23 protein-coding genes are annotated in these 26,190 nt (G+C 43.5%); 12 read left to right on the top strand and 11 right to left on the bottom strand.

From position 1 onward, the window contains the following. Window positions 1-6: 6 nt before the first annotated feature. The 5 genes from SWP_RS20290 (at window position 7) to SWP_RS20270 (ending at window position 4,981) form a co-directional block, all read left to right on the top strand. On the top strand, window positions 7-2,400 hold the full coding sequence (locus SWP_RS20290; protein WP_020914528.1) for a bifunctional aspartate kinase/homoserine dehydrogenase II: 2,394 nt from the start codon (window positions 7-9) through the stop codon (window positions 2,398-2,400). Window positions 2,401-2,605: 205 nt separating this feature from the next. After that, on the top strand, window positions 2,606-3,181 hold the full coding sequence (locus SWP_RS20285) for a c-type cytochrome (protein ID WP_228371088.1): 576 nt from the start codon (window positions 2,606-2,608) through the stop codon (window positions 3,179-3,181). Between the two features lie 10 nt (window positions 3,182-3,191). Further along, window positions 3,192-4,262 (top strand): c-type cytochrome, encoded by a 1,071-nt coding sequence (locus tag SWP_RS20280; protein ID WP_020914526.1) that lies wholly within the window; start codon window positions 3,192-3,194, stop codon window positions 4,260-4,262. Window positions 4,263-4,355: 93 nt separating this feature from the next. After that, window positions 4,356-4,724: a GFA family protein gene (locus SWP_RS20275; protein ID WP_020914525.1), complete on the top strand. Its 369-nt coding sequence runs from the start codon at window positions 4,356-4,358 to the stop codon at window positions 4,722-4,724. A gap of 20 nt (window positions 4,725-4,744) precedes the next feature. Continuing rightward, entirely contained in the window at window positions 4,745-4,981 is a 237-nt protein-coding gene (locus SWP_RS20270) for a cysteine-rich CWC family protein (RefSeq protein ID WP_228371087.1), read from the top strand. Window positions 4,982-5,090: 109 nt separating this feature from the next. On the opposite strand, the gene SWP_RS20265 is transcribed toward SWP_RS20270, so the two are convergent. The 4 genes from SWP_RS20265 to uvrA all read right to left on the bottom strand — a co-directional run bounded on the left by SWP_RS20265 (window position 5,091) and on the right by uvrA (window position 11,624). Then, window positions 5,091-6,926 carry a DEAD/DEAH box helicase gene (locus SWP_RS20265; protein ID WP_020914523.1) on the bottom strand — a complete coding sequence of 612 codons (1,836 nt, stop codon included), beginning with the start codon at window positions 6,924-6,926 and terminating at the stop codon, window positions 5,091-5,093. A 226-nt stretch (window positions 6,927-7,152) separates the two neighbouring features. Continuing rightward, window positions 7,153-8,118, bottom strand: coding sequence for a M28 family peptidase (locus SWP_RS20260; RefSeq protein WP_020914522.1), 966 nt, complete (start codon window positions 8,116-8,118; stop codon window positions 7,153-7,155). 343 nt (window positions 8,119-8,461) lie between these two features. Next, the gene (locus SWP_RS20255) at window positions 8,462-8,767 is read right to left on the bottom strand and encodes a hypothetical protein (protein ID WP_020914520.1); all 306 of its coding nucleotides are present in this window, start codon (window positions 8,765-8,767) and stop codon (window positions 8,462-8,464) included. Between the two features lie 16 nt (window positions 8,768-8,783). After that, complete coding sequence (gene uvrA / locus SWP_RS20250) at window positions 8,784-11,624, bottom strand: excinuclease ABC subunit UvrA (RefSeq protein ID WP_020914519.1); 2,841 nt, start codon at window positions 11,622-11,624, stop codon at window positions 8,784-8,786. A 265-nt stretch (window positions 11,625-11,889) separates the two neighbouring features. Here uvrA and SWP_RS20245 point away from each other — a divergent pair, with 265 nt between their 5' ends. Further along, window positions 11,890-13,260, top strand: coding sequence for an MFS transporter (locus SWP_RS20245; protein WP_020914518.1), 1,371 nt, complete (start codon window positions 11,890-11,892; stop codon window positions 13,258-13,260). 456 nt (window positions 13,261-13,716) lie between these two features. On the opposite strand, the gene SWP_RS20235 is transcribed toward SWP_RS20245, so the two are convergent. Then, window positions 13,717-14,100 carry a DUF4156 domain-containing protein gene (locus tag SWP_RS20235; protein ID WP_020914516.1) on the bottom strand — a complete coding sequence of 128 codons (384 nt, stop codon included), beginning with the start codon at window positions 14,098-14,100 and terminating at the stop codon, window positions 13,717-13,719. A 236-nt stretch (window positions 14,101-14,336) separates the two neighbouring features. Further along, a complete protein-coding gene (locus SWP_RS20230) occupies window positions 14,337-15,662 on the bottom strand; it encodes a phosphatase PAP2 family protein (protein ID WP_020914515.1) in 1,326 nt (441 codons plus the stop codon). 454 nt (window positions 15,663-16,116) lie between these two features. On the opposite strand from SWP_RS20230, the gene SWP_RS20225 reads away from it, so the two are divergent. Further along, window positions 16,117-17,232 (top strand): MFS transporter, encoded by a 1,116-nt coding sequence (locus tag SWP_RS20225; RefSeq protein WP_020914514.1) that lies wholly within the window; start codon window positions 16,117-16,119, stop codon window positions 17,230-17,232. Window positions 17,233-17,260: 28 nt separating this feature from the next. Here the strand turns inward: SWP_RS20225 and SWP_RS20220 are convergent, their stop codons facing one another. The 4 genes from SWP_RS20220 to SWP_RS20205 all read right to left on the bottom strand — a co-directional run bounded on the left by SWP_RS20220 (window position 17,261) and on the right by SWP_RS20205 (window position 21,174). Next, complete coding sequence (locus tag SWP_RS20220) at window positions 17,261-18,142, bottom strand: LysR family transcriptional regulator (protein WP_020914513.1); 882 nt, start codon at window positions 18,140-18,142, stop codon at window positions 17,261-17,263. Window positions 18,143-18,335: 193 nt separating this feature from the next. Then, the gene (locus tag SWP_RS20215) at window positions 18,336-18,896 is read right to left on the bottom strand and encodes a cytochrome P460 family protein (protein ID WP_020914512.1); all 561 of its coding nucleotides are present in this window, start codon (window positions 18,894-18,896) and stop codon (window positions 18,336-18,338) included. 147 nt (window positions 18,897-19,043) lie between these two features. After that, entirely contained in the window at window positions 19,044-20,021 is a 978-nt protein-coding gene (locus SWP_RS20210) for a linear amide C-N hydrolase (RefSeq protein WP_020914510.1), read from the bottom strand. 385 nt (window positions 20,022-20,406) lie between these two features. Further along, the gene (locus tag SWP_RS20205) at window positions 20,407-21,174 is read right to left on the bottom strand and encodes a hypothetical protein (protein WP_020914509.1); all 768 of its coding nucleotides are present in this window, start codon (window positions 21,172-21,174) and stop codon (window positions 20,407-20,409) included. Window positions 21,175-22,096: 922 nt separating this feature from the next. Between SWP_RS20205 and SWP_RS20200 the strand changes: the two genes are divergently transcribed. The 4 genes from SWP_RS20200 (at window position 22,097) to ssb (ending at window position 24,358) form a co-directional block, all read left to right on the top strand. After that, complete coding sequence (locus SWP_RS20200; RefSeq protein ID WP_020914507.1) at window positions 22,097-22,393, top strand: hypothetical protein; 297 nt, start codon at window positions 22,097-22,099, stop codon at window positions 22,391-22,393. Further along, a complete protein-coding gene (locus tag SWP_RS20195; protein ID WP_044556132.1) occupies window positions 22,356-22,808 on the top strand; it encodes a hypothetical protein in 453 nt (150 codons plus the stop codon). The genes SWP_RS20200 and SWP_RS20195 overlap by 38 nt, the downstream gene beginning before the upstream one ends. Before the next feature lie 133 nt (window positions 22,809-22,941). After that, complete coding sequence (locus SWP_RS20190) at window positions 22,942-23,319, top strand: hypothetical protein (RefSeq protein WP_020914505.1); 378 nt, start codon at window positions 22,942-22,944, stop codon at window positions 23,317-23,319. A 352-nt stretch (window positions 23,320-23,671) separates the two neighbouring features. Further along, on the top strand, window positions 23,672-24,358 hold the full coding sequence (ssb, locus tag SWP_RS20185; RefSeq protein WP_020914504.1) for a single-stranded DNA-binding protein: 687 nt from the start codon (window positions 23,672-23,674) through the stop codon (window positions 24,356-24,358). Window positions 24,359-24,473: 115 nt separating this feature from the next. Here the strand turns inward: ssb and SWP_RS20180 are convergent, their stop codons facing one another. Beyond that, on the bottom strand, window positions 24,474-25,214 hold the full coding sequence (locus SWP_RS20180) for a substrate-binding periplasmic protein (RefSeq protein WP_020914503.1): 741 nt from the start codon (window positions 25,212-25,214) through the stop codon (window positions 24,474-24,476). Between the two features lie 511 nt (window positions 25,215-25,725). Between SWP_RS20180 and SWP_RS20175 the strand changes: the two genes are divergently transcribed. Beyond that, a complete protein-coding gene (locus SWP_RS20175; protein ID WP_020914502.1) occupies window positions 25,726-26,160 on the top strand; it encodes a hypothetical protein in 435 nt (144 codons plus the stop codon). The last annotated feature ends 30 nt before the right edge of the window (window positions 26,161-26,190 follow it).

Below are 26,190 nucleotides of genomic sequence, written 5' to 3'. Positions count from 1 at the left end.
TTTAGGATGGCACGTTGTCACTTACATAAATTTGGTGGCTCCAGTTTAGCCGACGCAGACTGTTACCGTCGCGTTGCACATATTCTCCTGACACATGGTCATAGTGATGATCTTGTTGTGGTTTCGGCAGCAGGTAAAAGTACCAACTTTCTATATCGTTTGCTTGAGCTGAGCACGACTAAACAGCTTTGGCAGGAAGAGCTGCAGATCTTAATCAGTTTTCAGCAAAAGCTGATTGAACAGCTGTTATCTAACGAGCAAGCTCGTTCGTTAAGAGAGCGATTATCGAATGATAAGGCACAGTTGATCAGCTTACTTTCATTAACGGCGATCAATGATTACCAGAGCAGCCAAGTAGTGAGCTTTGGTGAACGTTGGTCATCACGCCTGCTCGCAGCTTTACTGCGAGAGTCCGGCGTTGCCGCATCTGATGTAGACGCACGCACTTTGTTGATTGCAGATGAAGGTGCAGTGCCCCAGATTAGATTACAGCAGTCACGTCAAAGAGTACAAAAGCTGATTGCTGAACATCCTAATGAGCGACTCATTATTACCGGTTTTATCTGTGCAAATGATAAAGGCGATACCTTGCTATTAGGCCGTAACGGTTCGGATTTTAGTGCTACGTTAATCGCAAGTCTTGCAGATATCGAACGGGTAACGATTTGGACCGATGTTGAGGGGGTGTTTAACGCCGACCCCAACAAAATTAATGATGCGAAACTATTGAGTAGCTTGTCATTAGATGAAGCGAATCGCTTAGCGCATTTAGGCTCACCAGTATTGCATAACCGCACTTTACAGCCGCTATTTGATACCCAAGTTAGCCTAGCAGTGCGCTCTAGCTATGCATCTCATACCGACTTTACCTTGATTGCACCTAAAAGCTCCTCAGCCAGCGCGCCCGTGGTAACTAACCTTAATAGCGTGTCACTGTTTAACATTCAGTTGAATGGTGTCTTATCCGATCTACTGAGCTTATTGACTGATTCAGGGCTCTATCCTTTAGCGCATTGGTCGCTGGCACAAAAACGCATTGAATTAACCGTTACGCTTGAGAATCAGAAACAAGTGCAAGCTCTGCTTGATGCCAATAGCGATGCATTGGGGATTACAGACCTTCAGATAAGAGAAGACCTAGGGCTGGTTGCATTGGTGAGTGCTGATGCGGATCTCTACCGTCGTGGCTTTGCCAGATTATTGAGTCGTAATGCTCGACCATTGTTTAATGACGGTATGAGTTTAGTGACATTGGTGCCACAGACACAAGTGAATTTGTTGACCCAGAAAGTACATCGCCGCTGTGCAGGCCCACGCAAACGTATCGGTGTGCTGCTATTAGGTGTTGGCAATATTGGTGAAGCATGGATCGATCTGTTTGATGGTGCGAGAGCTGCGTTAAACAAAGAGCTCGAGGCCAGTGTTGATTTAGTTGGGCTAGTGAGTTCACGTAAAGCTTTAATTAGTGATAAAGGCATCGCGCTTAATACTTGGAAAAGCGCATTTGAACAAGATGCTACGCCGTGGCAGTACAGTCATCTTTTTGAAGAGCTTCAAGGTCTAGAATGTGATGAAGTTGTGGCGCTAGATATTAGTGCAAGCGCTGATCTGACGTTACAATATCCTGAATTTTTTGCTCGTGGAATTCATGTTGTTAGTGCTAATAAGCTTGCAGGTTCTGGTCCACTACCTTTTTATCGAGAGTTGAAGCTGCAGTTAGGTAATCGCCGATTATTTTGGCGTTATAACGCCAGTTGTGGTGCTGGTCTGCCAGTACAACATGCAATTAATGACCTGCATAATAGTGGCGACAGCATTGAAGCGGTAGGTGGGATTTTTTCTGGCACTCTATGTTGGCTGTTTGAAAACTATGATGCCGTCAAACCTTTCTCTGAGCTAGTCGTCGATGCGCGTGGGCTTGGGATCACCGAGCCTGATCCGCGAGATGACCTTTCTGGTCGTGACATGCAGCGTAAACTGCTTATTTTGGCTCGTGAGATTGGTTTAGAGATAGAGCTTGAAGATATAGAGCTAAAATCCTTGGTTCCCGCTCATCTTGCAGAACTTCCGCTTGAGCAGTTTTTGTCGCGTATAAACGAATTAGATGAAGACATGCTACAGCAGTATCTTGCCGCAGTGGAGCAAGATAAAGTGCTTAGGTATGTAGCTGCTCTAGATAGAGTCGATGGCAAACTAAAAGCTGAAGTGAGCTTACAATGGGTTGATAATAGCCACCCGTACGCTAATTTAACGCCAGGCGATAATGTATTTGTTATCCGCAGCAAATTCTATCAAGACAATCCGCTTATTATTCGTGGACCTGGTGCGGGTCGTCAGGTTACTGCAGCGGCAGTGCAGTCTGATTTAGCACATATTTGTCGAGACTTACTGCAAGAGTAGTGACGCTTAGCAAGTCATAATGAATCAATAATGAGTGCATTTCTGTTTATGGAATGCACTTTTTTTATAGTGGCAATCCGTCCTATCAACTTCAGTTATTTGCCGTTCCATCAAAACTTCACTTACTTATTGAGCAAATAGGCAGATAAACGCTATTGTTAACATATCTATAGATGGAGGTGTGATAATGAAACGTGGATTCATAATGTCGGCTTTACTCATGTTGAGTACAGCATCTTATGCCGCTATGCCGCCTCAGGCTGCGCTGTGTGGCAGTTGTCATGGTCCTCAAGGGCAAGGTGTAGATCCTTTAGGTCCTCGACTGGCAGGGCTCCCTTCCGATTATATAGTTAAGCAGATTAAGCTATTTCAGTCAGGTAAAAGGCAAAACGTCACCATGCAACCGATGGCGATGACCTTGCAAGGAGATGCTATTGTCGCAGTTGCAGAGTATTTTTCTGCCTTTGACGTGCCTATGGTTACACCGCATTTACGTGGAGAGAAAGCAGTCTATAAAGACCCTACTGAGCAGTTAGTTTATCAGGGCGATTGGCAACGGGTCATTCCTGCATGTGTCACTTGTCATGGGCCTTCAGGGCACGGTGTTGGTGAGTTTCCAAGGCTTGCAGGACAGCAAGCTTCTTATATTAAAAGCCAACTACTGGCTTGGAAGGAAGATACCCGAAGTGGCGATCAGAACGGCGTGATGGCAACCATCGCTGACAAGCTCACGAGTGCAGAAATTGATGCATTAGCCAAATATTTTTCAGAATTGAAATAAGGAGTTAACCATGAAATCGCATCATTTAAGTTGGCTCGTTATTAGTCTGTCTTTCAATATGGGTTTAAGCGCAGTTGTACAGGCAGAAGCGCTACCTGATAAGCAGGTTGAGCTTAATGCTAAAGCTAAGCAAGAGGGGCAAACATACCTAACTCCGGCGCCATTAAGCGCTATTCCAGAGGGCGAATTTGGCGACAAGGTTCGTCTAGGTTATCAGCTATTTGTTAACTCTCAGCAGATGAGGGATGCGTACGTAGGTAATAATCTTAACTGCTCTAATTGCCATATGGATGCAGGGCGACGAGCGAATGCCGCTCCACTATGGGCAGCCTATTTTGCCTATCCCGCGTATCGAAAAAAGAATGATAAAGTAAACAGTTTTGAAGAGCGTCTACAAGGGTGCTTTACCTATTCAATGAATGGCAAACCGCCGGGATCGGCAAGCAAAGAACTGGTCGCTTTGTCGGCTTATTCATACTGGTTAGGAATGAGCGGTTTGATGCTGCAAGCTGGGGTTGATGGCGCGGTACCGGAACTATCTGACAGTGAACTGTTAAAGGGTGGAAAGCGCGATGAAATGCCCTTACCTGAGTCAATAAAAAATGTCATGACGCTTGAGCAGCGTGCTTCTTTACCGGGTAAAGGTTATCCGAAAATTGCCAAACCAGCGCAAGCTTATTCGCCAGAGCGAGGCAAGAAGGTGTATGTAGCTCATTGTCAGTCTTGTCATGGTGATGACGGGCAAGGTTATGAAACCTTAGGTGTTTACTCTTTACCGCCGCTTTGGGGCCCTCAGAGCTTCAATTGGGGGGCGGGTATGCATAGGGTCAACACCGCCGCTTATTTTATTTATGAGAATATGCCATTTGGTAAAAGTTACCAACTCAGTAACCAAGATGCTTGGGATGTTGCCGCCTTTATCAATGCTCAAGAACGGCCACAAGATCCTAGATTTAAGGGGGATATTAAAGCCTTAAAAGGTCAGTATCATAAGCATCAAGGCTACTACGGCAGCAGTATTAATGGCCATAAGGAGTTAGGCAGTAAAGCTTACCCTATCAATCCTAAACGCAGTGATTAACCCGTTTAATGCATAGTAGAAAATGAACAGGGTTCGCTAGCGCGAGCCCTTTTTGCTACATTGAACTTGGTTATGATATTTGGAGTATAGCGCTTGAAGCAAACACATATCGCAAGTTGCCATTGCGGCGCGGTGAAGTTATCTCTAAACCTCCCGCAAGGGGTGACAGACCTAAGGCGTTGTGATTGTTCTATGTGCCGCCGTCGAGGCACCATAGTGACTTCCGCAGAACTTGATGGGCTGGAGGTTGTTAGTGGTAATGACAAGCTATCGCTGTATCAATTTAATACTTTTACTGCTAAACACTATTTCTGCAGCATCTGCGGTATATATACTCATCATCAACGCCGTTCTAATCCAAATCAATTTGGTGTGAACGTGGCATGTATTGATGGGGTTAATCCTTATGAACTGACCAATGTAGCCATGCCTGATGGAGTTAATCATCCGGCGGATCGATGAAACAGGGGGGGGGAAGAGTGATGACAATAGATGCTACCCACTGTCCACTATGCCAATCTAAAAATCGCTGCGCCGTGGAGCAAGGTGAGAGTATTGAGCAGTGTTGGTGTCTCTCGCAGCCATTTCCTGCTAAGACTGTGTTAGATAGTGAAAAACTAGCTAATCGCATACTAGATGCTGAATCTTGTTTGTGTCAGGCGTGTATAAAGAAATTAAAGGAGCAAGAGGAGCGTCAACTTTATAAACAAGTTGATTAGACGTTCAGGCGAATCCCTCCGCTAAGACAGTGAGATACAAAAAAAGGAACCAGAAAGGTTCCTTTTTCATTTTATAAAACGCTAAGCTTTAACAAGCTAGCGTTTAATATTACTCAGCGTCTTTAGCTGGACCTTTACGGTGCGGCTTTCTGTCACCTGAAGGGCGACGGTCGCCAGAAGGTTTGCGAGGACGACGTGGAGGACGGCTATCGCCACCTGAAGTGTTCTCGAACTTCTCACCCGCTGCTTCGCGAATGTTTAATGGGCGGCCACATACGCGTACTTTCTTAAGGTGCGCTAATACGTCTTTTGGCATACCATCAGGCAAATCGATTGCTGTGACTTGATCAAATAACTGGATTTGGCCAATGTAACGACTGTCGATGTTTGCTTCGTTTGCTACAGCACCAACGATATTACCAACGCCAACACCATTATCACGACCTACGTCGATGATGTAACGGCACATTTTAACGTCTGGATTATCCTTAAGTGAATCTGCTGAACCAATGTTTGCTGGCGTAGGGCGAGATTCACGACGAGGACGGTCACCACGGTCACGGGAATTGCGATCATTACGGTCACGCGAGTTACGGTCATCACGGTTGTCGCGCTGACGTTCGTTCATTGACGGTAATTGTAGTGGACGATCTTTCTGAACTTGTTGAAGTAAAGCTGCAGCAAGTACATCTGTATCAACTTCTAGCTCCTGACATAGTTTTGCAACTGCGCCTTTCATGAAGTCTAAAGAGTCTTTAGCGATTACTTCACCAATTTGCTCACCTAAACGAGACAGACGACGTTCAGTCACTGTTTCTGGACTAGGAATATCCATTGGTGAGATGCGGCTCTTCGTTGCACGTTCGATGGTGCGCAACATACGCATTTCTCTATGTGTAACGAAAAGAATCGCCATACCAGTACGGCCAGCACGGCCAGTACGGCCAATACGGTGAACATAAGCTTCAGTATCATATGGAATATCGTAGTTAACTACGTGTCCGATACGCTCAACATCCAGACCACGTGCAGCAACATCAGTCGCGATGATGATGTCTAGCTTGCCACGCTTAAGTTGGTCAACAGCACGTTCACGGGCTTGTTGGTTCATGTCACCATGTAATGGTGATGAAGCGTAGCCACGTGCTTCTAGCTTTTCAGCTAGCTCAACACAACTGTTACGAGTACGAACGAAGATAATAATACCTTCAGTCTTCTCTACTTCTAGAACGCGAACTAATGCTTCTAGCTTGTTGTGCTGTGATACTTGTACAAAGCGTTGTTCAATCGTCTCTACAGTGGTTGTTGTAGCAGCGATTTTAACGTGTACAGGCTCTGATAAATATTTGTTAGCAACACGCTTAATCTGCTCAGGCATAGTCGCTGAGAATAATGCCAATTGACGTTGCTTAGGTGTGTGCTCAAGGATCCATTCGATATCATCGATGAAGCCCATTTTTAGCATCTCATCAGCTTCATCAAGTACCATTGCTTTTAGTGACTCTAATTTAAGAGTGCCACGACGCATATGGTCCATAACTCGACCTGGAGTACCTACAATTATTTGAGGGCCACGACGCAAAGCATTCAGTTGTTGATGCATGCTTTGTCCACCGTAAATAGGTAGAACGTGTAGACCTTTCATGAATTTTGCGTAGCTGCCAAATGCTTCAGCTACCTGAACAGCAAGTTCACGTGTTGGTGCAAGTACTAAAATTTGTGGGGAATTTGTATTCGGGTCAATGCTGTTTAGTAGAGGCAGTGCAAACGCACCTGTTTTACCTGTACCTGTTTGAGCTTGACCTAAAATATCTTTTCCAGCCATGAGAGGATCGATACTCGCAGCTTGGATTGGAGTTGGTTTTTCGTAACCGAGCTCATCAAGAGCACGCAACAAAGGCTCGGCAAGACCGAGTTCGCGGAAAGTTTTTTCACTGGATGACATGGGTTGTAGCCTTGTGGAATAGCAGAGTGCAATAAAGCACTTATGTTTATAGACAGAAAATCAACCCCGTGTCGACTTCCCGCACCGAAAACGTATCAGTAAGCCAGCTATTATAGCAGGGTGTAATTGGTATTACCATTTAATGATGCTATTTTTATCAATATTCATAGCAATTACTAGGCCAGTTAGCGGCTTACAGTAAAATAAAAATCAATGAAAGTGGCCTTTATGGGCCGTTTTTTAGAAGAAAACTGTCGATAACCAACAGTTGGTAAGCAGATTCCGCTGTAGCGGCGACAAAGCTAATATCTATTTTATCTGCGATATCACTAGCTTGATGGTAATCTCTATGTGTTGGGACACCAAAGTAAAGCCAAGGGATCCCTATTTTGTGCATTGCGTAATGATCTGATGCTCGTAATAGATCCACACTGATAACACTGCCGTCGAATGATTTTGGCTGACGAGTCCTTATGCACAATTGATTTGATTGAGTCATTAATTGCTGCATTTCATCAAAAGAGTCAAATCGTCTTGCGCCCTCAATGTAGATGGCGTTGCGACGATCTGGACGGCCAATCATATCTAAATTGATTGCGAGTTCAATCTGGGGAACGTGCGGTTCACTGTGTTTGTTTGCCAATTTATCCGCAAGTGCGTAACCACCATATAGTCCAGGTTCTTCTGCATCGGTTGCTACAAAAAGTAAGTTTACTGGGCTGCCTTTTTTCTCGGCGTGCTGCGCAAGTTGCAGTAAGCCTGCCACTCCAGAAGCGTTATCATCAGCGCCATAGTATATACGAGAGCCTTTGTGACCAAGGTGGTCATAATGGGCGACTACCACACGCCATTTACTCGTTGGCGTAGTGGCTAGCAACACGCCAGCAATATTGACACCCACTCTTTCGCTAAAGGATTTAGTAAAACTAAATGGGTGTTGAAAATCACCTTGCCAAGGCTTAAGCCCAATTTGTTCAAATCGTTGGATTAGATATTGTCTTGTTAGCGCGGCTCCTTGTGAGCCACTTTTTCGACCTGCAAATTCGGTTGAGGCTAGCTTATAAATGTCACGACTAATCTGGTCTTGGTCTGCCCAGAAACTTGTGGGACTTTTTTGGCATTGGAAGGTTGAGGTACAGGCATTCAGGCTTAGAGTGATGATAGTCGCTAAGAGAATCGTTAATTTTTGCATCTAACTCTCCTTTATACCCATCCGACCTGAAAATGCAAGATTCAGTGGGAGTTTAATGGGCTTTAGTCACGGCATTGATTGCAGCTAATGGTCGCTGCCTTGGTAAAATCAATAACACAGAGTAAAGCCCATGCTTTTTATATAAGAAACGCCCATCGAAGAAGGGGTTGTGCAAGCCCACTTCGTTATAGCGGCATAACCATTTCCAGGTTAACGCGCCTAGAATTGAACTAGCACAACACCTCTGAAATGAGCATTTTCAAGTGGGATGGGCATATATCTGCAAAAAAGCCATTACAACAGTTAGTAAACCTACAGGTAATGGCTATAAATAGCGATGTTCTTACTCACTTTGTTGATTTTCCGCCGGTTTATCAATTTTAGACAACTTTAACTTGTACTCGTGGGTACCTGAAAAAAGCCGTTGTTTTGCACCGACTGTGACTTGAGATTGCGGCGCTAAGTTGCCCACATCCACTCGTGCCACAGAGCCATTTGGCAGAGATATAGTACTGCTTTGCTGGTCGCTACTAATGACTCTAGCCTCAGTAGAAGCACATTGGCCAAATAATGGGTCAACTACCACCATTATAAGTAGCCCTAGTGTTGCCACTAGGCCTGAGGCTAATAAAATATTACTACTTGTCATTGAACTGGATGATCTCTTACTTTGCTATAAGTGGCTTTAAAAAGCGTGCAGTGTGTGATTCGGTATTCTCAGCAACAACTTCAGGAGTACCAGCTACTAAAATGGTACCGCCGCCTGAACCACCTTCTGGACCCAGATCAATAATCCAATCCGCAGTTTTTATCACATCCAAGTTATGCTCAATCACCACTATGGTATTGCCATGGGATTTAAGGCGATGTAATACATCCAATAACAGTTGAATATCTGCAAAGTGCAAGCCGGTTGTGGGTTCATCCAGAATATATAATGTTTTGCCGGTATCACGTTTAGATAGCTCTTTAGCCAGCTTTACTCGCTGGGCCTCACCACCAGAAAGTGTGGTCGCACTTTGGCCTAAACGAATATAGGACAAACCAACATCCATTAGCGTTTGCAGTTTGCGGGCAACAGCTGGAATGGCATCAAAGAAAGGTCTGGCTTCTTCAACGGTCATCTGCAGCACTTCGTGAATATTCTTGCCTTTAAAGCGAACATCTAAGGTTTCGCGATTGTACCGCTGACCTTTACAACTATCACATGGCACGTATACGTCGGGCAAGAAATGCATCTCTACTTTGATCAAGCCGTCCCCCTGACAGGCTTCGCAGCGTCCACCTTTAACGTTAAATGAGAAGCGACCGGGCTGATAACCACGAGTACGAGATTCTTGAGTGGCCGCAAACAGTTCGCGAATTGGCGTGAAAATCCCTGTGTAAGTCGCTGGATTCGAGCGCGGCGTACGGCCAATGGGGCTTTGATCAATATCGACCACTTTATCGCAATGATCCATCCCGACAATACTTTTGTACGGTGAGGGTTCATCGACGGTAGCGCCATTCAACTCGATATGAGCAATCTTATAAAAGGTGTCATTGATTAATGTTGACTTACCTGAGCCGGATACACCGGTAATACAGGTAAACAGCCCTACAGGGATCTGCAGGTCAACATTTTTGAGATTGTTACCTGTTGCACCAAAAAGCTCGATGAGTTTGTTAGGGTCATACTGGGTTCGATCGGTTGAAATGTGGATCTGTTTCTCACCCGATAAATACTGGCCAGTGATAGACTCTTTACACTCAAGTAGGTCTTTCAGTGTGCCTTCACCTAAAACTTGTCCGCCATGCACGCCGGCTCCTGGACCGATATCGATGACATGATCGGCCATACGAATAGCATCTTCATCATGCTCAACCACAATAACGGTGTTGCCGAGATCGCGTAGGTGGATCAGTGTTTGTAGAAGACGTTCGTTATCACGTTGATGTAGGCCTATCGATGGTTCATCGAGTACATACATTACCCCAACGAGCCCTGCACCAATTTGGCTGGCAAGACGAATACGTTGCGCCTCACCACCGGACAAAGTGTCGGCAGAGCGTGATAAACTGAGGTAATTAAGACCAACATTAACCAAGAAGCCCAAACGGTCGCGTACCTCTTTGAGGATCTTTTCGGCGATCTGTGCACGTTGGCCAGTCAGTTCAAGCTTTTCAAAGTAATCCATGGCTTCGCCAATAGACCACTGGGTTAATACTGGTAAGTTCAACTCTTCAATAAACACGTTACGTGCTTCTTCACGTAGACGGGAGCCACCACAACTTTTACAGGACTGAGTATTGATGAACTTAGTGAGCTCTTCACGTACAGCATTAGATTCTGTTTCGCGATAGCGCCTATCCATATTGTTCAAAATCCCTTCAAAAGGGTGATTTCGAACCACGACATCGCCGCGATCATTGATATATTTGAAGGCGATGCTCTGGTTGCCTGAACCGTAAAGCACAATTTCTCTAACATCGTCGGTTAGCTGCTCGAACGGTTTTTCAATATCGAACTTATAATGTTCAGCTAATGAAGTGAGCATTTGGAAGTAATAGAAATTACGTCTATCCCAGCCTCTAATCGCGCCGCCAGCGAGTGATAGCTCTGTATTGGTGATCACTCTCTCGGGATCGAAATACTGCTGTACACCTAAACCATCACAGGTTTGACAAGCCCCAGCCGGGTTATTGAATGAAAAAATACGCGGTTCAAGTTCCGCCATCGAGTAGCCACAAACAGGGCAGGCGAAATTCGCTGAGAACACATGCTCTTCCGCTTTCACATGTCCCTCAACAGGATCCATGCTAGTGACTTTGGCTATCCCGCCTGATAGTTCAAGGGCGGTTTCAAACGATTCCGCTAAGCGCTGTTTAATATCATCGCGGACTTTAAAACGGTCAACGACCACTTCAATGGTGTGCTTAACGTGTAGATCTAGCTCTGGTGGATCGGTTAAATCGCACACTTCGCCGTCAATACGAGCACGAATATAACCTTGCGCCGATAAGCTCTCGAGTAGCTTTACGTGTTCGCCTTTACGTGCATTAACCACGGGAGCAAGCAGCATTTGGCGACTGCCTTCAGGCATTTCTAAAACTTTGTCGACCATCTGGCTGACAGTTTGCGCGGCTAATGGCTCGCCATGAGTAGGGCAGCGTGGTTCACCCACTCGGGCAAATAGCAGTCTTAAATAATCATATATTTCGGTGATAGTACCCACGGTAGAGCGTGGGTTATGCGAGGTTGATTTCTGCTCGATAGATATTGCCGGGCTCAAGCCTTCGATGTGATCAACATCGGGCTTTTCCATCAAACTTAAAAACTGACGAGCATAGGCTGAGAGTGACTCAACATAACGTCGCTGACCTTCTGCATACAAGGTATCGAATGCTAAAGATGATTTCCCCGAACCTGATAGCCCGGTAATAACAATAAGTTTGTCGCGAGGTATGGTTAGGTTGATGTTTTTAAGATTGTGGGTACGAGCGCCACGTACTTCAATATTTTCCATCTAGCGTTCAGATCTCAAAGCCGAAAAAAGTGGTTAAGTATCTCACAAATTTACCTTAGGCAATAGACAAAGTAAGCTATCAATTGTAGGAGAAATATAGCCTGTTGACAGCAAAAGTTAGCAAAACCAAGCATGCATGCGGGTTTGCCGCTAATGCTTAAAAGAGGGTTTGACTATACATCTTTTACTTTTCCTTTTGGGCTATTGAAAAACTTCGTGATAAACTGCGCGCCTTATTTAGAGTTCACTGATCAGGGCGGGGGCAATGGCCAATAACGGACTTTCGAAGACTGAGAAAAAAGTAGCGTTTTCTTTAGCCAGTGTATTTGGGTTGCGCATGATGGGTCTGTTTATGATCATGCCTGTCTTCGCACTTTACGGGCAGCATCTAGAAGGTTTTTCACCGTTATGGGTCGGTATAGCTATTGGTGCCTATGGCTTAACGCAAGCCATTTTACAAATCCCGATGGGGATCTTATCTGACAAATATGGTCGTAAGCCGATCATTTTAATTGGCTTACTGATCTTTGCTCTTGGCAGCTTAGTTGCTGCCAATGCAGAAACAATTTATGGCGTGGTAGCTGGACGAGCTCTGCAGGGAATGGGCGCTATTGCTGCGGCTGTGCTGGCACTCGCAGCCGACCTAACCCGCGATGAACAGCGCACCAAAGTGATGGCTATTATCGGTATGTGTATTGGCTTTTCCTTTGCCTTATCATTACTTGTCGGCCCCATCGTTGCCCAGCACTTAGGCTTATCAGGTCTGTTCTTTATGACAGCAGGCTTAGCTGTGTTAGGGATGTTGATTGTACAGCTTTTGGTACCGAATCCTATCTCACAAGCGCCTAAAGGCGATACGGTTGCAGCTCCTGAAAAACTGCGTCGGATGTTGGTTGACCCGCAATTATTTAGACTCGATGCCGGTATCTTTATTCTGCACTTAGTGCTGACCGCTGTGTTTGTGGCACTGCCTTTGGATTTAGTCGACGCCGGACTTGCCAAAGAGGAACATTGGATGCTGTATTTCCCAGCATTTATGGGCGCGTTTTTCTTAATGGTGCCGCTGATTATTATTGGGGTTAAACGTAATAATACTAAAGCGATGTTCCAAGTTGCCTTGCTCATAATGATGATGGCCTTGGGCTCAATGGCGTTATTTGCCAACAACCTTATGGTATTGAGCTTTGCAGTGGTGTTGTTCTTTACAGGCTTTAATTATCTGGAAGCGTCTTTACCAAGTTTGATTGCTAAATTCTGTCCCGTGGGCGATAAAGGCTCTGCAATGGGCGTGTACTCCACTAGCCAATTCTTAGGCGCCTTTTGTGGTGGCATACTCGGTGGTGGTGCGTATCAACTTGTTGGCGCAGAAGGCGTCTTTGCAGTTGCCTTGGTCTTAATGGGCATTTGGTTCTTGCTGACATTTGGTATGAAGAACCCTGTATTATTGAAGAGCTACACATTGGAAGCTGACGTGTCTGATAAGCAAGCAGCCAAAGCGATGGCGACTGAATTGTCTGCATTAACTGGCGTGTCTGAAGCTATCGTGGTACTCGAAGAGAAAGTGGCTTACTTAAAAGTAAATGATGATTTTGACTTGAAAGCTGCACGAGCGGTATTAGGCTCTGAAAACTCGTAAGCGTTTGAGTTGGTAGTAAAGTAAACGAAAGCAATACTGTTATTCATTATAGTAGTATTGCTTTTATGTTTAATGACAGCGGTTAAATCGACAACTGGAAACAGTAGCTAGCGTAAAACGATATAGTCAAATACTGCTAGCAAACGCTGGCTGAAATACTCTCTGCAAATTTGTTCCCCTCAGCAGCCAAAGAGGGAAGGATAAATAGGCTATGGGGCTTAGCTAAGTTGCAGCCATCATAGTTATTTCTATTTTTAATCGGTTGCCAAGTAACAATTACCACCTTATAGAATGGGGTGCTTTGCATACGCTCAGGTGATTCGGTGCCCATCAGCTATGAGATTGCTAGCTAACACCGTGCTTTTAATTTAAAAGTGTAGAATGTTAGCTATTACAATTGATTGTCTTATGGAAATACGCAGCCTGCAGAGTAAGCTGCGTATTTTATCGCTCTAATTAAGTTTGTGGACAGTTAAAAGCTTCACCAATAACAGTGCTACTATAAGTTCCTTTAGTGCTAGAAATTACAGCTCCTCGTTCATTACCGTAAGCTTCGATACCTTCATTACTATTATCGACACTTTTCTTTAGTACAATAACATTTGCACCTAGTGCTGCGGCTTGGTTCTTTACTTCGTTGCGGGCGCCTATCAGAATATCACGGTCACTAGTAAAATCTGCGGTAAACCAATTTCCTTGGGAGCCATCAACCTCACCAAGAAAGCTGCAGTTTTGTGGTTCTACATCCACTATTCTAATGGAGGCTGCATCACCATGAAGTTGATGCGCAGAGCAAGCCGTTAATGCAATTAAAGCAAATCCAATAAGTATTTTTTTCATGATCATTTCCTCAATAAAGATATAGTTTTTAATTCAAGGTATTCCTTGATAGAGGGAATGATATAACTGTTTTGTGAATGTGTTTAGTTAGTATGTATATGTAATTCGAATGGGTTTGATGAAGGGCAAAGTATATGAGGAGTTAGTTTATTAATCCAAATGAAACAGCAGCATTGCATTATTCAACAGCTACATTGCTCCTAACGTTAGCTTTCTAGGCTAACGCAAACCATTTATTAGAAAGAGTAATCGACTGAGAATCCGCCATAATCGAATACAGCATCATTGTAATATTCATCAGTATCAGTATTTTGTGCAAACTGGCCATAGAACAACGAAGTTGACCATCGTTCATTGAATTGGTACTCAACACTGCCCCATAACGAATCTGATTGGTATTCAGATAACCCTGAATACTTATAGCCAATGCTGGCGGAAATGCTCTCGGTAAACTGATAACCCCCCTCTAGAGCCAAAGAGGGGACGATGAATAGATCATCATGCTCACCGAGGTTGTCGCCATTATAGTCATCTAAGCGAATAGACTGGCCGACAACTGCTATGCCTGCGCCTATATCTGCATTCCAGCGACTGTCCGGTAGCAAGCGGAACATATAATCGGCAGCAAGCGTCCAGTTACGGTATGCAGATATGATTTCGCTACCAGTGGCATAGGTTTTACCACCAAAAATAATGTCCTCTTTTAGAGTCGCAGTATCTCTGGTTTCTAGCGGGGTAAATTCAAAGGCAAGATATTGCTGTTTATCGAGACCCCACTTTAGCATTGCTGAGGCATAGGTATTAGGCTCTGATTCTTTACTGAAGTTGTTTAGATCAAATCCATTTTGGCCCTGCTCATTGATGCTGTTCTTGTTAGTGTCGAATCCACCGATTAACAATGAGTAACGATGCATAAGCTCAGTTTGTTTCTGTCCCCAACCATTCCCTGCGTAGGATGAACCGCTAGCTTTACGACCCGCAAGACCAGGGGTATAGCTCATTGCTAAGCCTATTTGACCATCGCCAAAGCTGGGCGCAATAACCAGATCTGTTGAGTTATAAGGATCGGTAAAATACAAGCTACTCATTACCGCAATAGAGCCGCCAGCTAACACATCGTCGATATAGTGTTTGTTTGCCCATAATCGACTGCCACCCACAAATGTTGCCGCTGCGTATGCTGGGATCCCCCAAGCATTACCGTATCTATGATGAATATATGCAGCGCCAGAGAATGCGGCAGATGTATGGCCTGATGGAAAAGAGTTGTTCTCTGAGCCATCTGGTCTGAGGCGCTCATAACCAAATTTCAGCGTATGAGTAATTGCTGCTGTAGCCGCAACTCCTTTGGTTAATTGCCAAGCACCTTCATTATCTCCTATCCATAAACTGCCAATCAATGCGCCAGCGGGAAGAGCGATTTGAACCACGTCACCAATCTCCGAGATAGTTCCGGATTGATTCTCAAAAATTTCACTCTGTGCTTGGCTTAAGTTTGGCATCGATATGAGAAAAATGGATGCTGCGATTGCGCGATTTAAACGTGAATCCTGAAAGTGCATATAAACAATCCCCAAATACAGAAGTAACCTCAGTGTATCAGTTGAACACTTGTTGAAATATTGTTTCGCTTTGTGCTGGTTTTTTGTTTGCTAAGAATGGTGTGTATAGCAAGCAGAGCTTGTATTGTTTATTTATACTTTAATGCCACAACAAAGTGCGTTATTACTAATTAATGTAGCTCATATTTTTGCGCGATGAATTGCTCTTGCTTGTTGTTAGTTGAAAATAAGGGATTATTGTTTGCATGCTGCCCAAAGGTTTAGCTAATGAGAGCAATTTTTAATGGTAATACCTTTGAAAAGTGAATTGCTATTTATGATTGAGAATTATGAACGTAGGTAAAACCTTGTAGCGACTGGGCTGCAGTTGCTTGTGTACAATTGATTAACTTTGTTTACATATTTAAAGCTATTGGCTAAGGTTGGATTCTGTCACTGATAAAAAGGCCAGTGTGTGAACTCAGCGTCAAGCAAATATCTTTACCTGTCTACTAGTATGAAACTTGCTGTTGCATCGAGCATTTTTTTATTATTACCAAGCTATCTTAATGCGATATCAATACAGTTCGAGACTTCAGTTTATGATCTTAGTTATTTGGCGACAGTTGAATTATTTGGCTTCGCATTAGCCTCGGTTATCTGCTATCTCCTGGCGAAATCTCGTTCAATTAAAATTAACGAACGCTTCGCTATGCTGGTATTAGCTGGTACTCATTTTGCGAGTGCATACTGCAGTGATATTAGCCTTTTTCTAGCGTTAAGAGCGATATCAGGCGTCGCAGCAGGGTTAATTTTAGTGCTATGTTATGAAGCCCTGTCCCATGAGGCAAATCCTGATCTTGCTTTTGGTAAGGCTATTGCTTTTCAGATGCTATATAGCGGCTTTCTGTTTCTTTGTTTACCCTATTTAATACAAGACTTTGGTGTTGATACTTTCTTTTTTCTGTTGGCAGGGTTGAGCGTATTCCTGTTGTTATTACCTAAATTCTCACCGTTACCCTCCGATTTTACAGAGGTCTATAGCCTGCCAAAAGCTGACCTATCAACTAAGCTACTGGGCTTGGCGGCGGTGTTTATGATTATCTTAACTCACTCTGGTTGTTGGTCTATGTTGAGTGTTGTGGGTGATAAGTTACAGGTATTGCCGACAGAGCAAGGTCAGGTGTTAGCGATTGGAACTATGTTTAGCTTGTTTGGTGCTGTGTTAGCGAGTTTAGCCTCTTTAAGCCGCTTTAAAAAAGCGTTAACGATAGCTGGACTATTTTCTCAAGGGGTGGTGATTGTGTTGCTGTTTACCACCGAGAGCCAACTGTTATATTTTGTTGCCGTTAGTCTATTTATGCTGTTTTGGAATTTTTTATTACCCTTGTTTATGGGCACTATTTCAGAAAGTGATCACAGCGGAGACATTATTCGTTTATCGGTGGCGGCGCAAACAACAGGAGCTGCATTAGGCCCTTATGTGTTGCTTAAGGGCTGGGTGTTGTCTGAACTGGTGATTTTTTTAGCGATTACGTTAATCTGTATCTTTCCACTGCTATCTCATCGTCGCGCGGTGAGTGTAAAGTAAGCCTGTTGAGGCAAGTTTAATTTAACCACTAAAGCTCGACGAATTGCTCTACAAACCAGCGACCAGCAGGGCCAAGAGACGGGCTCCAAACAAGCTCTATTGGCCAGCCTGGTTGCTGCTCACTATCTTCCATTTTTAACTCTACTAAGGCATTTGCTGCAAAGTGTTTTTCAGCTAAGTGGCTAGGAAAAAGAGCAAAACCAAGCCCGTTAAGTAGCATTGACTCTATCTGATAAAACTGTGAGCAATACAGTAAATTTGGACTGAGCCTGAGAGATTCGACTAAATGCTTTTCTGCAAAAAGGTTTTCAGCAGTAATGACCTGCCGATGACTTATCAAATCTTGGTAGGTTAAGCGGCTTTTTAGTTTTGCTAGCGGGTGGCTTGGTGAGGCAACGACCAGCCAATCTAGCTGATCTATAATTTGGGTATCGTAGCCGTGGCGTTGCTTTAATTGAGTTGGGGCGATGATGATATCCGCTGCATTAACATCGTCTGCGCTAAGTGCTGTAATATCCTCTACATCCATTAAGTTAATGATAAGTTCTGGAAATCTGTTGGACAGCGCTGCAATTTTTTCGACATAGGTGGGGAATAGGGTAAAGCCATACACAGCGATATTAAGTTTATCTTCTATCCCAGCTTGAAAAGCCTGTGCCCGTTTCTCCATTGCCTGTAGTCTTGGAATGACCTCTAAAGCTTGCAAATACATCGCTTTACCAACTGCGGTTAATTGTGGCGCTTTGCCCGCCACACGGTCAAATAGCACAATATTTAGGTCTATCTCCATATTTTGAATCACTTGCGCGACTGCAGAGGGGCTCACGCCCATCTCTCGGCCAGCGGCAGAGAAGGAGCCTTTATCTGCGACTAAAACTAAATAGGTTAATCGTTCAGGTGTGACTAGCATATTGGGCTCTTCGATATTGCAGTTGATTGTTGCTAGCTTAATCAATTTGCGGCCTGTTTAACACCCAGCTTGTTCGCAACGGTGGCTAAATATTGGGGCTGCTAACAATGGGGGCTCAACAAGTAGTATGTCTGTACTTTTCACTAATATTAACAGTACAGACACTGTATCTTGACGCAATGTAGATGCGTGATTAACGCTGCATTTGCGGGTAGATATCTGTATATAACCAATCTGTTTCTTTGCGAGGAAGGTGGCAACCTTGGCAATAGTTTTTGTTTTGATTGGTATTTACAGTGGGCTGTTTAGCATCAGTGAACTGCGCCCAACCCCAGCCGTCCCCCCAAATGGCTTTATTGCTGGTGTGTTGAAAGCGATTTTGAGTATCCTTTACCATAATAAATGCAATATCTTGACTCGTTTGGTGTTGCACTTGACCCGAGATCAGGCTTTTTTTCGCGGTAACCAACTTTAAGATCTTAACGATGAGTGTTCCGTCAGGCCATTTTCCAGTTTTCTGATACCACATAAGGGCGGACTTTTGCGTGTAGCTAGAGTTTATATTAAAGATCTCGCCTGATTCAGGGTTGGCAACAGTATTGCTGCCCAGGTGGACAAAGCCGTCCATTAAAAAGTCACTTGGAAAAGTGATGTTTCCCTGCTGATCAACATGCTCACTGTAAGTTTTTGACAGCTCTCCAGCTTGTATAGAGAGGGAGAGAAAAATTAGTACTGTACATATTAGGTATTTCATAACGTTACCAAGTAATTAGAGATTGATTGTTGCGCAACTGGCAACAACTTGTGCTTTGATGCTTATAGATGATGGCTTGTCTCAGCTCGGTAAATATGTAAAGGGCACTCATTTGAGTGCCCTTTGAGTTTAAGCTGAGTCTTAGCTTTACTTCGCTTGTGGGTGTGCGCCAAGAACAACACGTTTAGCTTGGGTTGCGTCAAACATGTCAAAGCTATAGTGTTCAACAGTCCAAGTGTCGTAGCGGTCAAGGTTCCACTCTTTTGCATCGCGATCTGTGTGAATAGTCCATAGTGTTGGGAAGACATCATTCACATAAGGGTCGATTTGGTCATAGCCTGCGAACACCGTTGCTGCTACTGCTTTGATAGAAGCTTTTGCTTTAGTGTTGTCGGTTACATCCCGAGCATACATATCTTCAACAACTGACTTGGCACGCAGGCGACGGTCATAGGCTCTGACTGTTGAACCTGCCTCAGCTTGTTCACCGTCAAGTACCAAGTGCACGCTAAATTCCGGATCATTACTCATGTAGGCAGAGCCATCTTCAGTGTAGGCTTTCATTTCGCCATTAATGAACTCAACCACTGCCGTGTTGCCTTGTGCATCAGCAAACTGGTAATGCACAGGAGGATATAAACATTCGCCTTCGTGCTTAGGTAGGTCACACACTTTAGTCGGCAGTACATCAACATCCTTAAGCGCACTTATCACGTCGGACACACTATCAAAGTTGTCAACAGCCCAGCTCGGTACGTTAGCGGCATCGACGTTCTTAACGTCAGCCCTGTCCGCAGCAAACTTAGTGCCCGCTGCCGTCCCTAAATAGAGAATACGTGCTTCAAGCCCTTGTTCATTCATCGCTTCGGCTACGATACCTGGCTTGAATGATTCAATTTTCATTGCAGCAAACTTAGAGTCAGTTTGCATGCCGTCAGTGGCGCTGTAAGTGTTAGTCATGCCTGCACCTGTGCCTACGACTACTGCGTCGTCATGTCCAAACCAATCCATTGTGCGAACCGTTAGGCGAGCATCGCCATTATTATATACGGCTGTGGTACATGCTTGAGCGATGCCGATAGCAGCTGTTGCAGCAATAGCGATGACAAGTAGTGATTTTTTCATGGTGTTACCTCGATGTGTTGGTTAGTGCCTCGTTGGCTTGAGTGAATTATTGCAAAAGCCTTAATGCAGGTCGATTAAGCACCTTTAAGCTTGCCTTTTAGGTTGTTGGTGGTTTAAAAATTGTGGAGACTGCAGGGTAAGAAGGGAAAATGAGCGATTGACAGAAGAAGCTGATGACAGTTTTAGTCAAGACGATGAGTTTCCAACACGGCAGGGGCTTAATAACTAGCAGAGGGAATATTACAAAAATTAAATGTAGTTATGAGCATTAATAGAGCGGGTAGAGACGCAGCTAGATAAAGGATAGGGTTGGCAGTATAACCAAGCTAAGCATTAGATTTTATAGCTTGGTTAAGAATTGAAGCTGCTGGGTAGTAAAGCTCGATTAAAAAATCCAAGCATAGCGCAGCTTGATAGTAGACTCAGTGCCAGGCACGTAACCTGCAATAGGTGCATTTTCACCGACGTAACGGGAGCGCATGCCTGAAGCGCGATTATTGACCATAAAATGTTCGTTCACTAACATGAATTTGTGACGTTTATTTTCGGTCAAATCAAAAGTTGCTGCTAGTTCCAGCTTCAGGGTGGATCCCATCGTATCTGATTTCCAATATGCATACTGTGGGTGAAATGACAGGCTAAGGCGATCACGCATTTTATAATCAAGCTTTACGTTGAGCTGTGCCCCTTGGTCATTGAAGTTGCTACCGTCTGCCAACTTGTTATCAAGTGTGGCTAGAGTCGGATTGATGCGAAAGCACAAATCACCACTGCAGTTTTTATAGGCAATGCCAGTAGCAAGTATGCTTGGTCCTGCTCCTTGCCAATCGCCTTTAATGATGTCGAGTGACAAGCCAAAATTTTCGTTCCAATATCCATAAGCCCAATTTCTAGCGACAGTGATATTGCCATGGCGATTGAATTTGGCTGCGGTGGTGTTATGCCAGTTTAATCCTGCAAAGTCGATTCCAATGCCTTGTACAATGGTTTCTAATTGCTGTACATCTTTCTTTGAGCTTGCCTGCACGGTTCTAGCTTGCTCTAGCCCGACTATGCCTACCCAAGTTGAATTGGCATTCGCAGTACTGGTGATAGTGCTGAGAAGTAGTGAACTACACAGTAGCAGTTTACTAGCTATTATTTTTCTACACATTAGTTTTCATCTATATAAGGAATAATCGGCAGATGATGATATGTTTTTTATTAATTAGCTTGTTAACACCTTTAAGTTTGTCTTCAAGCATAAAAGATGGGTGGAATTAAATTGTAGATGTGATAATAATTTTATAACTAATTGTGATGTGGTATTAATGTTTTGTTGATGTATTTGTTTTTTACATAGTAACTATCTAGCCAGTGATTATTAATAGATATACTGTGTATGGGTAACGGCTTGAATGGTCGTTTAACTCCCCATGATTTTTAATCATGAGTAGTCAGTATTATATATACCTCATTATTAAGAATGCTAAGTGACAATCTTTTCGTTACCCTCTTTTGCCTCCTCTAGTTTCAATGTTTTGGCTGACGGCGTTGCTAGCTGGGGGCACCTTTCGAGATCCTATCAGTCACCTAAGCTAGGTTGAGCGACTGGCTAATCTCTTCTAGTATGCTTCGCAATCACCAAATAATTTATCTTATTCTATGTTTAAAAATTTCTATGATTTAATACCTTAGCCTAGTCATGGGTTATTTTTAGTTTTTTATAAAGTTAATTCTCCATGGCTAAAACATATGCTTACTTAGCTAGTCCGAATAAGGAAAGTGTTAAAGGTTTTGGCTAGTAATAACGGTCACTATTTAAAGTGAGTTTTAATTAGTTTAGCTAAGTAAAGTGTTTTGATTATCCAAACAACCAAAGAAATAACATTGCCATTTATTATTTTCCTTAACAGATGAAGCCTGAACAAAAGCTGATTCACGCTGCAATTACTCTTTTTAAAGTATTCGAATTTCATATGGAACCTGACTAAATGGATTTAATTTTCTAAAGGATAATGCCCTCACTTAGCAACAAGGCGAAATAATTCGCACTGCTAATTAACTTAAAAACTAACTCCATGAGGATGAACACTATGAAAAAGTCAGCCATTGTTATAGCAACACTAATCGCACTTTCAGCAGGTACAGCAAGCGCAAATACAGAGGTCTTAAATGGCTTCACTGGTAAAGTTGAACTAGAGCACACCACTCAAGACAAGCACACCAATGTTGAAACTCAACTAGGTTACGATTTTAACTTTGGTGCAGTATCGGTTATTCCGTTCTTTGCAGCTGAAACAGCCTACTCAGGCGAGCGAAATCTAGAAGATGGTAAACGTGAAGGTTTTGATAATGGCGGCACTAGGCGGCGGTATCAAGGTTCAAACTAACTTTGATAATTTTTACGCTTATGTTGAAGGCCGTGCTATGCGCAGAGACCGCATTAAGTTAAGCATTGCTGATGACGCAGTTTTACCTATTTTGCCAGACCCAATCGTTAAAGAAACAACTTTAGCTAACGCTTCAGTCAAAGAGTACCGTGCTGAAATTGGTACTGGTTATCAGTTTGACAATGGCCTAAGTGCTGGTATTGAAGCCTCTTTCACTCAAGACCGATTTGAAGGTCTTAAAGATGAGAAGCGCGAAGTATACGCAGTTGCCGGCTACCAAGTGTCTGACAACTTCAATGTCTATGTTAAAGCTGGCCAAGCCGATACCGGTGAGCCAAAACCTGAGCCGATGAAAAAATCAAATAACGATGACTGGGAAACTAAAACGGTTATCGGCCTAACTTACAAGTTTTAAGCTGAGCTATCCCCTCAATGAAGATGCCTAACGAGTTTGAGTTAGGCATCTAGAATTGAGCGTAACCTATCTAATACAAGGTGTTTCTTGAGAATAGCTTGTATGGAAACTGATTCTAAGGAGCTTAATTACAATGGCTAAACTTGGTTCTTATAACAAACGATTTAACTTAAAGCAGCCGGTGCTTTTACCCGAATTGCCGCTTCTTAAAAAGCGAAAGTCTAAGCTGGCTAACTTTCTCTCTGTTGCGGCTCCCGCTGCAATGCTGAGTTTCATTCTTATCAATGATGCTAATGCCGCTCCGGTTTGTGGTACTGCTGACTTCGAATGTAAAGCAGCCTATGCCGCTGAGGTTGAACGCAAACTCGATGAACGTTTAGCGCTTTATAATAAGCAACAACAGCTGCAGCTAGAGAAAGAGCAAGTACAGCGCGAGCATATGAAACAGGCTCATAATCTTTGCTTTGAAGATCCGTTAACGCCAAAAGATGAAAGAGACTGCAAGCGTTGATAATGTTATTGCTGCAGATGAATTTAATGCCTGAGTGTTACCATTCGGGCTTTTTTGCTATCTAGTAGACACCAATGAGTCTCCTATTCATTGCTGCATTACTTTTGAAATATTGTAGAGCATCCGCTGTTTCACAATTTAGCTCTTACTAACGAGTGAATCTCCCATTTTGTACGCTAATCTCTTTAAAAATCGCCAGTTAGGGTTGTCGGAGATCATTAACCAGCAAAACAGCACTCGCGATAAACCTGGCTTATTTAAAAGTTGCTAAGCTTTTCGATTTGAGAGTAGCCTAAGCTGTGTTACGCTCTGTCGATTAGTACAAATTCTTAAAATTTAGCAGGAGATTTCAATGGCCAGTCGTGGTGTCAATAAAGTAATTTTGGTGGGTAACTTAGGACAAGATCCTGAGGTTCGTTACATGCCGAACGGCAATGCCGTAGCCAACATTACCGTGGCGACAAGTGAGTCTTGGAAAGATCAAAGTGGTCAGAAACAAGAGCGCACTGAATGGCACCGCGTAGTGATGTTTGGCAAGCTTGCTGAAATCACTGGTGAATACCTGCGTAAAGGCTCTCAAGTTTACCTAGAAGGTAAATTGCAAACGCGTAAGTGGAAAGACCAAAGTGGACAAGATCGTTACAGCACTGAAGTGGTTGTAGATCAAGGCGGTCAAATGCAGATGTTGGGTGGCCGTGGTCAAGGTCAAGGCGCTCCAGCTCAAGGTGGTTATCAGCAACCACAGCAGCAAGCTCCTCAACAGGGTGGTTATGCGCCTAAGCCACAGCAGTCAGCACCTCAGCAAGGTGGTTATGCACCTAAGCCTCAAGCGGCTCCAGCACAAGGTGGTTACCAGCAGCCACAACAGCAGCAACAAGCTGCACCGGCACAAGGTGGCTACCAAGCACCACAGCAGGGTGGATATGCTCCTAAGCCACAAGCAGCTCCAGCAGCTCCACAGCAGCGTCCAGCTCCTCAGCCACAGCAAAACGTGACTCCAGATTTGGATGATGGTTGGGATGACGATATCCCGTTCTAGAAGACGGTTTATTTAAGCTGCAAAGCTAATGCTCAATTCGATAAAAACCAGCCTAAGTGCTGGTTTTTTTTTGTTTAAAATTATAGTGTAATTGAGGAGCTCATAATGACTGGCTTTACCAAGGCTCGATATGATACTTATCTAAAATCGCTTGGTATTGACCGGACTCTTTTATGTTCTGTATCCCTTCTGCAAATTTACTCGCATAGTTCTGCTCAAGATCTTTATGGCTAAAACCGACAAAAAGCGGAGTTGAAATCCCCTCACTACCAGCAAATTTTATGTCGTCGTAATAATCAAATTTCTTCGCTGTATATTCAATGACATAACGGTTGCCAATGAGGATGTCAACACGCCCTTTTTGCAGTAGATTTAAGTTTGTTTTTAGTGGTGTCTCACCGGAAGCGCGAAAGCTGGTTGGGCTTTTAGCTAAGAGAGAGTTTAGTTTATCACCATAGTCGTAGCCTAAAATGCTGGCAATAGTTTTATTAGTTAGATCCACCAGTGATGAGTACTGCCAATGACTCGCAGAATGCACATAAAAGTCATTTGCATACTGGCCTAATATCAAATCAGAATCTTGCAAATTAGCCTTGCCAATATGTTCTGGTGAAACGGCTAATACCGCATGAATTTTATCTGCTTGCGCTAATCTTAATGCTCGTTGAAACGGTAGTGTTTCGAATTTAGTGCCGACACCAACTGAAGCAAAAGCATGCTGAGTCAGCTCTACAAAGTAGCCAGAGTTGTTTGTGCAGACGTAAGGACACCAAATATCGGATGCAATAACTATCTGTTCAGTTTCAGATTGAACCTGGAAGCTCAAACATAAAAGGGCAAGTAACTTTAGTTTCAAAATTGTTTGGTGGGCATTATTAGTAGGTGAATAGTTTTGCAGTGTAGCAAATATTAACTTTCAATACAGAGTCTTTCGACAGTATCTATCTCTGACTAGCAGAGACATTACGTAGGAGCAGTAACGCGATTTGTTTAGCTGACATCGTTCTGTAATGTTAGTCGAGCACCATGCGTTAATGCTTAGCACTAGATTGAAAGATTTATTCAGCAGGTTAACTTTCTGATAAATTGCTATTTGTTGTCAAACTTTGGTGTTGTTACAATTTATTGTCTAATAAAAACTTGAATAACGACGGCTTTGAACTAAATTCGATATTAGTGCAATTGAGTTTAAAAAAATTCGCTCAATTCATATGAATTATATGAACCTGGTCATTGATATTGACCCAAAAACTGTAAGAATATGGTCGAAAACCCAAGCTAAAATGATTGGGGAAACCGAAGTGAATTTGCATCTTGTTTACTTCATATTGATTAGTATGTGTTGATTTTTAAGGGCATTAGCATATATGTATGACACGTCTAAAAAATCTGTTTGGTACGGTGAGCATAGAAGCTCACGTGGTAATACAGTTATCATCTACGATAAGCAGTTTCCTGAAGCACCGGCAGGTAGAGTATATTTTTATAACACTACCCGCGACGTCATAATTGAATATGCTGAAGAGATAGTTAAACCTCATTTGCATGAGCTTAGCAATGAAGAGCTAGCTGTCGCAGAAGCTAATTATGGTGCTGCATGGGAATTGGCTCGAGAAGCATTTATGGAGAAACACTCGGGCTGGGTTGAAGCAAACAACCCGAAGGCGGCAAGTTTGGCTAAGAAGCCGAAAGCAGAACCTGAACCGATCATGGAAACTGAAGAAGACTCTGAGCTAGAGGTTGAATCAGCTGATGACGATGACTTTAATCGCGGCTGGTCAAATGACGATTTAGACGATTAGTAAAGAGTCTCTCAGAAAAAAAACAGCGCT

The organism is Shewanella piezotolerans WP3, assembly GCF_000014885.1.
Lineage (GTDB): Bacteria > Pseudomonadota > Gammaproteobacteria > Enterobacterales > Shewanellaceae > Shewanella > Shewanella piezotolerans.
Note: the sequence above shows the minus strand (reverse complement) of the source record. Positions and strands in the feature narration are given on the sequence as shown.

What these genes read in the sequence shown, in the direction of transcription:
- SWP_RS20290 (WP_020914528.1), top strand. Translation starts at nt 7, where the DNA reads ATGGCACGTTGTCACTTACATAAATTTGGTGGCTCCAGTTTAGCCGAC.
- SWP_RS20285 (WP_228371088.1), top strand. Translation starts at nt 2,606, where the DNA reads ATGTCGGCTTTACTCATGTTGAGTACAGCATCTTATGCCGCTATGCCG.
- SWP_RS20280 (WP_020914526.1), top strand. Translation starts at nt 3,192, where the DNA reads ATGAAATCGCATCATTTAAGTTGGCTCGTTATTAGTCTGTCTTTCAAT.
- SWP_RS20270 (WP_228371087.1), top strand. Translation starts at nt 4,745, where the DNA reads ATGACAATAGATGCTACCCACTGTCCACTATGCCAATCTAAAAATCGC.
- SWP_RS20265 (WP_020914523.1), bottom strand. Translation starts at nt 6,926, where the DNA reads ATGTCATCCAGTGAAAAAACTTTCCGCGAACTCGGTCTTGCCGAGCCT.
- SWP_RS20260 (WP_020914522.1), bottom strand. Translation starts at nt 8,118, where the DNA reads ATGCAAAAATTAACGATTCTCTTAGCGACTATCATCACTCTAAGCCTG.
- SWP_RS20255 (WP_020914520.1), bottom strand. Translation starts at nt 8,767, where the DNA reads ATGACAAGTAGTAATATTTTATTAGCCTCAGGCCTAGTGGCAACACTA.
- uvrA (WP_020914519.1), bottom strand. Translation starts at nt 11,624, where the DNA reads ATGGAAAATATTGAAGTACGTGGCGCTCGTACCCACAATCTTAAAAAC.
- SWP_RS20245 (WP_020914518.1), top strand. Translation starts at nt 11,890, where the DNA reads ATGGCCAATAACGGACTTTCGAAGACTGAGAAAAAAGTAGCGTTTTCT.
- SWP_RS20235 (WP_020914516.1), bottom strand. Translation starts at nt 14,100, where the DNA reads ATGAAAAAAATACTTATTGGATTTGCTTTAATTGCATTAACGGCTTGC.
- SWP_RS20230 (WP_020914515.1), bottom strand. Translation starts at nt 15,662, where the DNA reads ATGCACTTTCAGGATTCACGTTTAAATCGCGCAATCGCAGCATCCATT.
- SWP_RS20220 (WP_020914513.1), bottom strand. Translation starts at nt 18,142, where the DNA reads ATGCTAGTCACACCTGAACGATTAACCTATTTAGTTTTAGTCGCAGAT.
- SWP_RS20215 (WP_020914512.1), bottom strand. Translation starts at nt 18,896, where the DNA reads ATGAAATACCTAATATGTACAGTACTAATTTTTCTCTCCCTCTCTATA.
- SWP_RS20210 (WP_020914510.1), bottom strand. Translation starts at nt 20,021, where the DNA reads ATGAAAAAATCACTACTTGTCATCGCTATTGCTGCAACAGCTGCTATC.
- SWP_RS20205 (WP_020914509.1), bottom strand. Translation starts at nt 21,174, where the DNA reads ATGTGTAGAAAAATAATAGCTAGTAAACTGCTACTGTGTAGTTCACTA.
- SWP_RS20200 (WP_020914507.1), top strand. Translation starts at nt 22,097, where the DNA reads ATGAAAAAGTCAGCCATTGTTATAGCAACACTAATCGCACTTTCAGCA.
- SWP_RS20195 (WP_044556132.1), top strand. Translation starts at nt 22,356, where the DNA reads ATGGCGGCACTAGGCGGCGGTATCAAGGTTCAAACTAACTTTGATAAT.
- SWP_RS20190 (WP_020914505.1), top strand. Translation starts at nt 22,942, where the DNA reads ATGGCTAAACTTGGTTCTTATAACAAACGATTTAACTTAAAGCAGCCG.
- ssb (WP_020914504.1), top strand. Translation starts at nt 23,672, where the DNA reads ATGGCCAGTCGTGGTGTCAATAAAGTAATTTTGGTGGGTAACTTAGGA.
- SWP_RS20175 (WP_020914502.1), top strand. Translation starts at nt 25,726, where the DNA reads ATGTATGACACGTCTAAAAAATCTGTTTGGTACGGTGAGCATAGAAGC.